At 47.3% G+C, this 9,936-nt stretch carries 12 protein-coding genes and 1 pseudogene; all 13 read left to right on the top strand.

All coding sequences use genetic code 11. The features are described from left to right. A partial coding sequence (locus P5674_RS20935) for a HEAT repeat domain-containing protein (protein ID WP_315670242.1) occupies window positions 1-399 on the top strand: 399 nt, incomplete at its 5' end. After that, window positions 400-867 (top strand): NACHT C-terminal alpha/beta 1 domain-containing protein, encoded by a 468-nt coding sequence (locus tag P5674_RS20930; protein WP_315642989.1) that lies wholly within the window; start codon window positions 400-402, stop codon window positions 865-867. 217 nt (window positions 868-1,084) lie between these two features. Continuing rightward, window positions 1,085-1,564: a hypothetical protein gene (locus tag P5674_RS20925; protein ID WP_014276133.1), complete on the top strand. Its 480-nt coding sequence runs from the start codon at window positions 1,085-1,087 to the stop codon at window positions 1,562-1,564. A gap of 69 nt (window positions 1,565-1,633) precedes the next feature. Then, a complete protein-coding gene (locus P5674_RS20920) occupies window positions 1,634-1,900 on the top strand; it encodes a DUF4336 domain-containing protein (RefSeq protein ID WP_286131390.1) in 267 nt (88 codons plus the stop codon). Between the two features lie 662 nt (window positions 1,901-2,562). Further along, window positions 2,563-2,916 (top strand): DUF433 domain-containing protein, encoded by a 354-nt coding sequence (locus tag P5674_RS20915; RefSeq protein WP_014276132.1) that lies wholly within the window; start codon window positions 2,563-2,565, stop codon window positions 2,914-2,916. Between the two features lie 136 nt (window positions 2,917-3,052). Beyond that, the gene (locus P5674_RS20910) at window positions 3,053-3,190 is read left to right on the top strand and encodes a hypothetical protein (protein ID WP_315670241.1); all 138 of its coding nucleotides are present in this window, start codon (window positions 3,053-3,055) and stop codon (window positions 3,188-3,190) included. A gap of 110 nt (window positions 3,191-3,300) precedes the next feature. Next, window positions 3,301-3,510, top strand: a complete 210-nt coding sequence (locus tag P5674_RS20905; RefSeq protein WP_006615891.1) for a hypothetical protein — start codon at window positions 3,301-3,303, stop codon at window positions 3,508-3,510. A 154-nt stretch (window positions 3,511-3,664) separates the two neighbouring features. Continuing rightward, on the top strand, window positions 3,665-3,856 hold the full coding sequence (locus P5674_RS20900) for a hypothetical protein (protein WP_014276130.1): 192 nt from the start codon (window positions 3,665-3,667) through the stop codon (window positions 3,854-3,856). A 151-nt stretch (window positions 3,857-4,007) separates the two neighbouring features. Further along, a complete protein-coding gene (locus tag P5674_RS20895) occupies window positions 4,008-4,343 on the top strand; it encodes a transposase (RefSeq protein WP_014276129.1) in 336 nt (111 codons plus the stop codon). A gap of 16 nt (window positions 4,344-4,359) precedes the next feature. After that, window positions 4,360-4,599 (top strand): annotated as a pseudogene (locus P5674_RS20890) (hypothetical protein); the annotation flags it as partial. Window positions 4,600-4,705: 106 nt separating this feature from the next. Next, the gene (locus P5674_RS20885) at window positions 4,706-7,900 is read left to right on the top strand and encodes a CHAT domain-containing protein (RefSeq protein WP_014276128.1); all 3,195 of its coding nucleotides are present in this window, start codon (window positions 4,706-4,708) and stop codon (window positions 7,898-7,900) included. Window positions 7,901-8,139: 239 nt separating this feature from the next. Next, window positions 8,140-8,742, top strand: a complete 603-nt coding sequence (locus tag P5674_RS20880; RefSeq protein WP_231851962.1) for a hypothetical protein — start codon at window positions 8,140-8,142, stop codon at window positions 8,740-8,742. A gap of 42 nt (window positions 8,743-8,784) precedes the next feature. Beyond that, window positions 8,785-9,672: a hypothetical protein gene (locus tag P5674_RS20875; RefSeq protein WP_006616209.1), complete on the top strand. Its 888-nt coding sequence runs from the start codon at window positions 8,785-8,787 to the stop codon at window positions 9,670-9,672. Window positions 9,673-9,936 lie beyond the last annotated feature (264 nt).

Below are 9,936 nucleotides of genomic sequence, written 5' to 3'. Positions count from 1 at the left end.
GAAATCGGACAGGGAAATCCTGATGCGATCGCTGGGTTGCTTGAAATTATCCGCACCACTGAGGATCAAGATACCCGTGGTCTGGTGGCATATAGTTTAGGGGAAATCGGACAAGGAAATCCTGATGCGATCGCTGGGTTGCTCGAAATTATCCGCACTACTGAGGATGAAGATACCCGTAGGCTGGCAGCATGGAGTGTAGGGAAAATCCTCACCACACCGGAAGAATATGCAGGAGTCGTCTCCGCCTTAAAAGACTGCCTCAGCGATGAAGTTTACGAAAACAACTTTGACCTATTCAAGGCATCCTACAAACTCATCTGCAACTGTGCCGAAAACCTCCCCTATCCCGAATTTTATCAACCCTGGCACAATCTCCCCACCACCCCTCATCCCTAAGTGGAAGACAACACCTCCTTTATTCAACAGTGTAACCTCGCCCTTCTCCCCCAAATCCTCAACCAAGCCATCCAAACCCACCCCCTCAACTGCCAACCCATTTGCATCGATCGCAGCCGCTTCAGCGACCCCAGCAACCCCGCCTTGCCAATCTACACCACCTTGAAAAAAGCCGGTTGTCCCGCCAGTCCCGACGGTAAACCCGGTACCATTGCCGAATTACAAGCCTACTGCGAGGATGACCTCAGCGACCATCCAATTGCCCTCATCCTCTACGAAGAACCCACCGACCCACCCCCCCAAGGCTTTGATATCGCGGTACTCAATAAACTCGCCCGCTTTAGCCATCCCCCCATGGCGGTGGTTGTCCCCCAACCCCTCCCGGAGTGCCGATTACCGCAATTCCTAGAAAGCGACCCCGATTTGATTGCCCATCTCCTCCAGTGGTTGCAAAACTTGGCACGATGAACCGGTGAAATTAGCAGTAAATTCAATCCCTGATCATCGGACATGGCTCTGCTATAACCCGGTTGCGGGAAACTGGGCTATAATTGCTGTTGTTGGTGACACCAAAAGGCGATGGCAGCCACCCCTAAGCTACTACCATATTGATGACGCTTAGGTGTTCGGTTGTAGGGTATTTTTGCCCAGGGAAATCACTAATTGAATTAGGCGAGATATATAGGTGGGTTTAGCGATCGCCCAACAGGAACTCACCCAGCAACGTTACCCTGAACTACGAGAAGCCCAACTCGACCAATTCCTCACCCCCCAAGAATACCAACTCACCCAACAAGGCAACCTCACCGATACAGAATGGGGTGATATCTTCATCCGCCTCAACATGGCAGCCTGTAAAAGGAGAAACGTCACCCAGCAGGAGGAGTTTTTTCGGGATGTTTCCCATAGTATTGATTCTGGTTTTGCGGAAGTCTGTGAACGGTTGGGGGTAATGGAAACCACCATCAGCGACTTGTTACAAACCCTAGAGGAACGCCTAGAGGGGTTGCGCCAAGAAGTGACGGAATTTCGTCAAGAGGTGGGGCAGGGGTTGGAGTGGCTGCACAATCAACCGAGGGGGCGATCGTTCTCTAAACAGGAGTATCGCGCGCGTCAAAATATCTTAACTCAGATGCGATCGACAAAGTTGTTTTTAAAACCATAAGCTCCTACCATTAAACCTAGCCATCAAACTACTCACCAAAACCATGCTAAAAGAAGTTGATATAGATGTTTGGGTTGCAGAATAGACCTTCCGATATTTGGGACTCAGTGTCGGAACAGGATGACGGTTATTCGATTGGCTAATCGAGAACTCGCGGTAATTTCTCCAATTCAATCTAGCGACAGACTTGTCAGCCAGCTAGGTCAACTGGGAGTTGTCAAGTATATTATTGCCCCTAACCTTTATCATTATTTATTTGCAGCTAATTTCAAATCTATTTATCCCCAGGCAACCTTTGGGGCTGCCCCTGGTTTAACCATTAAAAAACCCGATTGACCGATTGACCAGACCATCAGGGGCGATCGAGGTGAGTTATTACCTGGATTATACTTTGTCTTATTCGATGGTTTAAGAGTTTGGGGCTTAACGGGAATTGATTCACTTAATGAATGTGTGTTTTTCATTCTGCAAGTCGCACTCTGATTTTGACAGATACAGAATTGCACTTTGATGAAACATTTCCAATTATGACACAATTTTAAGCTAGACTGCTGGGAGTATATAAACAATTAAGTCTATCACTCATGGAAAGGATAGCCACCAATTAAAAAGAGCGATTTAGACAATCGTTTTAACAAGTAATGTTATGGGATTTCGAGCGATTTATTATGGCTCATGGAAGTATAATTTAGCGAGATAGCACAGAAAAATTAAAGAAAGGGTATGAATCTTTTTGGCGTTGAAGCTAGTGTTTACCTTATCCTATATTCCACCAATATAAAACCTGATTTTTACTCCCTAAATAAATGCACCGATAGCCTCGTGCAACAACACTTCGCCAACCTAGAAATCCAGAAAGACTAAAACTGACTCTAAGAAACCGGGTTTCTGTCAGGCTTTCTATATCCTAACAAAGATAGTAATAGAAACCCGGTTTCTGGCAACTTGGCTATAATAGTCGTAACCCCCTAGTATCAACCCATATCCCCATCCTTAATATGACATTCATCACCGATACTCCGGTAACTTGGCAATACCTAGACATTGATGCTCAAAATCAGGCAACTATTGCCAATAGTCGCGTTTCAGTTGCCCAACTGATTCAAGAAAAACACGCCCACGGCTGGAGTCCAGAAGAACTGCACTTTCAACACCCAGAAATTTCCCTCGCTGCCATTTATTCTGCCCTCAGTTATTACTACACCTATCAACACCAAATTGATGCTCAAATTGCTCAAGAACAAGAAAACATCCAGAACCTGCAAGCTGATTTAATTACAATGAGAGTCGGTCATAATACTGCCGATTTTCAACAAAGGCTTCAGCAAAAATGGCAGCAGCAGCAAGGATGAAAATGGCAATCTATTACTATTTCGAGGCTCCACTCCATCGAGCGATTAAGATTGGTTTAAAACTGACATTGGTTGAGGTTATGACCGCTCAAGAAGACAATAATAATAGTGCTATTTATGAAATAATTTTGAGTCTGTGCAACTAAAGCGTCCTCTTGTAACCACGGATCATGATTTTCTAGTGTTAGATAAAAATTGCGTCAATCAAGGTAAAGCGTTTACCGGAATTTTCTTTTTAAGTCCTCAAGTGTCGATGGGTTATGCGATCGAATAGTTAGAGGTTTACGCCAAAATGGGAGAATTAGAAGATTTCGCCAATCAAGTAATTTTTATTGGATGTTGAACTGCCGCCGCTTTATCCATGAGAGGAAAAGCCATGAACTAATGAACTTTGTTGTTGGCATCAAAAATACAGACTATGCAGCTTCCCTAGAAGTTCGCAAGATTTATCCAGTCTTACCCGACTCAAAAGCGAATAGTCATCAAATGCTGCGGATAATTGATGAATCAGGGGAAGATTACCTCTATCCTAACGCATATTTTATGCCTATTGAACTCTCTGCCTCTCTCCAACAAGTTCTGGAAATGTCTTAGGTTGAGTGGAATCAAAGAAACCGGGTTGCTGTCAGGGTTTCTGTATCCTAACCGAGATATCCATAGAAACCCGGTTTCTCAGCATTTAGCTATAATAGGATGAGTTAGGGTAAATTCGGTAGAATTAGATATCAAGCACAAATCAGAACGCCTCATGAATATAGAACTAGACCCAGAAACAGAAGCCCGTTTAGTGGAAATTTTAGCCAGGGAAAAAACGACCAGGGATGAATTGATTAAACGCTTGGTTCAAGAATGCTGGTTGAGTTTACAACCACGGCAAACTATTGTCGAAAGGTTGGGCGGACATCCTGAACATCTGTTAGAAAATGCGCCGCCTGATTGATCAGAACGGGCCAATCGAAAAAAGGCGATCGCTGTGCCTATCTAAATGGCGCGTTAGCTGCTTAATCAGGGTAAGAGTATATTTTTGCCCTGAGTAATTATACTCATCTCCTCATTGAGATGCACCCGCTAAAAAAGCCATAGAAGGCTCTATGAAAGGTAAAGATTTTCAGGATTTTATTGAACAGGACTTGGTTCCGAGACTGAATCCAGGGGATGTCGTAGTTATGGATAACCTTAATATCCATAAAATGGAGGGCATTGAAGAAATGATCACTGCTACGGGAGCCAGAGTAGAATATTTACCACCCTACTCACCAGATTTCAATCCTATTGAAATGTTGCGGTCAACGGTTAAGTCAGTGGTCAGAATGTTTCCAACACGAGCAATGGAAGCACTAGAACAGTTAATTAAACTGGCTCTAATGCTGATGAGAAAAAATACGTTTAAGAAATGGTTTACTAAATGCGGTTACTGTACTAATTAAATATCGAACAAGCTGTATCCAGCAAGGAGTTCAGCAAGGTATCCAACAAGGAGTTCAACAAGGCATCCAGCAAGGTATCCAACAAGGACAGCGATCGCTCCTTGAAAGTATGTTACAAGTTAAATTTGGTGCGGTGGATGCAGAATTAGCTGAGATTATCGAGGGGTTAATTCAAGTGCCCCCCTTGGAGCAAGCACAGTTGATTTGGCAGTTATCGCGGGAGGAGCTTTTGGCTCGGTTTTCCGGTGACTTGTGAACCTGGTGGGGGTGTTCAAAGAGTCGCGGGGTGGGGTACAATTAAGGTGCGGTGGCGCGAGGCTTCACTGAACTGACAGCACCGAACCCAGACTCATGGAGGCAAAATGATGTCGAGTTGGCGTGAGAGATGGCAAAACATAAGGCAGAGGCTCAACACCCCTTTATTCACCTCCCAGCCTCCCAGAACCTCTAACCCGACCGTTGAGGCGATATCCCCTGAGTATTTAGCGATTTGGTTAGAAATTCTGAAAGCCAAAAAAAGGGGATTAAGTAGGAAAAAAGTTCATCGCATTTTCCAAAAATACCAAGACCAACTGGACCTCGATTTTGCTGAAACCATCACCCAATGGTTTCACTCCCAAATAGACCGTAATAAGATTAGAAAAAATCAATACTTAGCCAGGATTTTTTATGATTTTGCTCTTGATATTCGGCAATTCCAATTAGGCAGTCGAGCTAATAATCTAGAAATTGCCGTTGCAGCCTACCGAGCCGCCTTGTCAGTCTACACCCGCGATGCCTTTCCCGAAGACTGGGCTCTGACCCAAATGAATCTGGGGTTTACCTACAAAAACCGCATCCGGGGAGAGCGGAAACAGAACCTAGAAGAGGCAATTTCCTGCTACCGAGCCGCCCTGGAAGTCTACACCTGCAACGCCTTTCCCGAATACTGGGCGATGACCCAAATTTCTCTGGGGGAAGCCTACCGTGACCGCATCCAGGGAAAACGGGTACAGAACGTAGAAGACGCTATTTCCTGCTTCCAAGCCGCCTTGTCAGTCCACACCCGCGATGCCTTTCCGGAATACTGGGCGATGACCCAAATTTCTCTGGGGTTAGCCTACAGGCACAGTATCAAAGGAGAGCAGGCACAGAACCTAGAAGAGGCGATTTCCTGCTACCAATCCGCCTTGTCAGTCTACACCCGCGATGCCTTTCCCGAATACTGGGCTCAGACCCAAAGTTGCCTGGGGTTAGCCTACTCAGACCGCATCCGAGGAGAGCTCGCACAGAACCTAGAAGAGGCGATTTCCTGCTACCAATCCGCCTTGGAAGTCTACACCCGCGATGCTTTTCCCGAAAAGTGGGCTCTGACCCAAAATAATCTGGGGTTTGCCTACGGGGAACGCATTCGGGGAGAGCGAACACAGAACCTAGAAGAGGCGATTTCCTGCTACCAATCCGCCTTGGAAGTCCGCACCCGCGATGCCTTTCCCGAAAAGTGGGCTCTGACCCAAATTTGTCTGGGGTTTGCCTATGAAACCTGCATCAAAGGAGAGCGGGCACAGAATCTAGAAGAGGCGATTTCCTGCTACCAATCCGCCTTGTCAGTCTACACCCGCGATGCCTTTCCGGAATACTGGGCTCTAACCCAAATTTGTCTGGGGTTTGCCTACTCAGACCGCATCCGCGCAGAACGGGCACAAAACCTAGAAGATGCTATTTCCTGCTCCCGAGCCGCTTTGGAAGTCTATACTCCCTCATCCTTCCCCCTAAACTGCCTCAAGACCGGACGCCACCTCGGCAACCTCGGCTACACCCTCCAAAACTGGGAAATCGCCATCGAAGGCTACGACAACGCCATCCGCGCCGTGGAACAGAGCCGGGACTGGGCCACCTCCCCGGACACGAAACGGAAAATCCTGGAAGATGCCCTGCCCATCTATGGCAAAATGATACAAGCCTGCCTCCACCTGGAACGCTACGACCAAGCCCTCCTCACCGTCGAGCGCAGCAAGTCCCGCACCCTGATGGAAATGCTCACCAGCGCCGACCTGGTTCCCAAAAACGCCACCCCCCAACAACAGGAACAATACCGCCAACTCAACCGGGAAATCGCCGCCCTACAACAATCCTTCGCAGCACCGGAGAACGCCGCAGACGGGGAGTCGGGGACAGGGGGAGCGGGGGAAACCGGGAACCGGGGAAACCGGGAGATAGCCACACCCACCGAGGCACCGGGAACCCCTCTCCTGCAACGCCTGCTGCAACAACGGGACAGCCTCCTGGCGCAAATCAACGACCCCGACTTCAACGCCTTCGCGAAGGTGCAAGTCCAACTGCCGGACTTTCGCCAACTCCTCACCCCGGAAACCGCTCTCATCGAATGGTATCTGCCCCAAGACCCCGACCTGGGAGCCTGGGCGTTCACCGTCACCCTCGACCAAGACCGCCCCCACATCCGCGCCCACAGCTACAGCGCCGACCAACGCCAAACCCTCGACCAATTCAACCAAACCTACTTCGCCGACTACCGCCAACCCAGTTGGTACAAGGCCCTAGACCGTCGCCTGGAGGACCTGGCGGAACATCTCCACCTGTCCAGTCTGATCGCCGCCCTCCCCCAGACCTGTCAACGGCTGATTCTGATTCCCCATCTCTACCTGCACCTGTTCCCCCTCCACGCCTTATCCGTTGAACTCAACGCCCCCGCCACGCCGTTACTGGAGCGCTTTAGCCAAGGGGTCAGCTACGCCCCCAGTTGCCAAATTCTCGACTACATCCACCACCGCCCCCAACCCGCCACCCCACCCCAATTCTTCGCGGTGCAGAACCCCACCCAAGACCTCAGCTATGCCCAAATGGAGGTGGAGTTCATCCGCCCCTACTTCGACCCCAACTGCTATATCCTCACCCAGCAAGCGGCGACGAAATCCGCCCTCAATCGCCGGGAAACTCTGGAGAAACTGCGCCAGAGTCATGTCATTCATTTTGCCTGTCACGGGGGCTTTGATAGCGAAAATCCCCTCAATTCCGCTGTGATTTTGGCAGGGGATACACCCCTCGAATCTGCTCCCAGGGAGGAAAAACGCCAGACCCTCACCCTCCGGGATGGTCGCCGCTTCGACACCGCACAGCAAGGCTTAACCCTGGGGGAAATTTATCGCAATCTGGAAATTCCCGCCTGTCGTCTGGTGATGCTTTCGGCTTGTGAGACGGGACTAATGGGGAGTTTATTGACCGATGAATATATTGGGTTAGCCAGTGGGTTTTTGTATGCGGGAACTCCGGCAGTGGTGAGTAGTTTATGGTGTGTGGATGATTTTGCCACGGCTTGTTTGGCGATTCGTTTCTATTATGAATTCCGCCAAGATGAGCGGGTGGTGATGGCATTACATAAGGCGCAAAATTGGCTCAGAGGGGTTTCGGCGGCGGGGTTTTTAGAGTGGTGTGGTCAGGGTTTGCAGATGACGGAGGAGGAATGTGAGATAATTGAGTTTAAGTTAATGGATTATGATGAGGATTGTCCCTTTGGCGATCGCCGTTATTGGTCCGCTTTTGTGGCGATCGGTTTGTAGTGGATAATGCCCTCTCCCCAGCCCTCTCCCAGAGGGAGAGGGAGCAAGAGTTGAAGGGAGTTGTTATGTGTTCTCGTCCCGTTACACGCCATCTCTTGCCCGGGCTGGAGCCTTACTGGGAATAGCCAACTAATCAGGGACAAATCTTGACATAATTTAACGCTTTTAACAATCAAATTATGCTATAAATAAGCAAGAGCTATTTGCCGTTAGTTAATCTCTGAAAAATTGAGGAAGCTATGAGTGGCAATTGCAAGAAGCAAACATCGGGCAAATTATGCGGTCATTCTATCCCTAGCAATATGGGTAGTCAAAATCAACCCACTCTTGCTGATTGGGTGAATGATTATCTCGCTCATTTCGGAACTTGTTATCAAGCTCAAACCCAATGGTGGGGCGATCGCACCCTGACTTGGGATGCAGCCTTGGAACGAGCTTGGCTTTCTCTACGTGCCAATGGAAAAATGCACCCCCATCAGTGCCAACCCTCTCGTAAATTAGCAGAAGGATTAAACGTATCTCGCCAAGATGGTAAGCAAGCACAGCAGTTTAAAACCTTTGCAGAACTTCATCACTGGATAGAGTCGGTGACTGCTCGCGTTAAAGGATTAGGAGAAATCACAGCTTACGATGTGGCTCAACGCTTGGGAATGTGGCTAAATTTAGCTCCAGATTTAGTGTATCTTCATGGAGGGACGGCTGAAGGTGCAGCCGTTTTTAACATTACCGGACAAACCGCATTTTTAAGTGCTTTCCCTCCAGAAATCCAAAAAATTGGAGCTACTCACGCAGAAAACTTTTTGTGTATTTATAAAGATAACCTCAAGTCGTTATCTAAATAACTCAGTTTCAAAGGTTAAATTTGGGAGACAGTTGAAAAGATTATGGCTGCAAAAAATCGAAAAACACCAGGTAGTCGGTTTGTCAAGGGAAGTTATGCACTTCCGCGTTTCGTCACTTCAAAAGAAGATTATGATTCGATAGAAACCCTTGCCATTTTGAGGATGGATGAGGATGATAAAATCCACTATTACGGCATCGATGAAGAAACTGGCGAAGAATATGAAATATTATCCGATGACGCTTGGGCAGACTTCCATAATTTACTCATGCAAGGCGCGATGAGTCATGACATTATTCCTGCCTGTACTGAACAGTTAGAAGCCGATGGTTGGAAAGAAAGTGAATGTGACTTTGAAATTTTTAATCGCCTCGTCTTGGATATGTGTATAGAGTATGAAGATGATTTTCAGTATAGCTGTGATTTAGCCGAGGAACTCGAACGGCTACCGAAAACCCATGATGATTGGTTTATTGAGTTGCTCGATTTATGGCAACAGAGTAAAACTTTTATGTATGTAAATTTAGCCCAAAATGAGGAAAATACCGAATTTTATCCGAATTTGCGTAATTTGGGTGACCGAGAGTTATGTTTTTCCTATAATGATGAATATATCATCAATTATCTGAACGATGTGAAACGCGGGATTGAAAAATTAAAGAATAAAAGCAAAAAGCAGCAACAACAAACCCAAGATGGTTGGCAACAATCAATGAGCTATCTGATTGGGTTAACTCCTTATCGACAAACTAATCAACTTTTGAGGGATGGTTTAGTTGAATTAAAAAGCCTCTATCCAGAAGTCATGTCTAAAATCCTGACAGGAATAGTGGAGTATTTCAAAAATATGCCTTGTTCTTATAACCTTGAAATTGAATACCGCGATTCCGTCCTCGACTTCATCCACCCCATTAATCAATCTGCTGATTAGTTTAAAAACTAATCAATGGCGGGTGAATTCGGGCTTTTAACCGTTTATAATATATGGAATTAAGATAATATCGCCGAAGCTATAACTGGTCATAGTGGGAGAGGGAGTAAGACAGTAGGTTGGGTGAAGCGCAGCGTAACCCAACACCCAACACCCAACAATCCCAACAATAAGGAATCATGCTCGGCCCTCTCCCCAGCCCTCTCCCTGTGGGAGAGGGAGTAAGACAGTAGGTTGGGTGAAGCGCAGCGTAACCCAACACCC

The sequence above is a fragment of the Limnospira sp. PMC 289.06 genome (genome assembly GCF_032350395.1).
In the GTDB taxonomy this organism is placed as follows: Bacteria; Cyanobacteriota; Cyanobacteriia; order Cyanobacteriales; family Microcoleaceae; genus Limnospira; species Limnospira platensis.
This window is presented reverse-complemented; position numbering and strand designations above follow the sequence as displayed.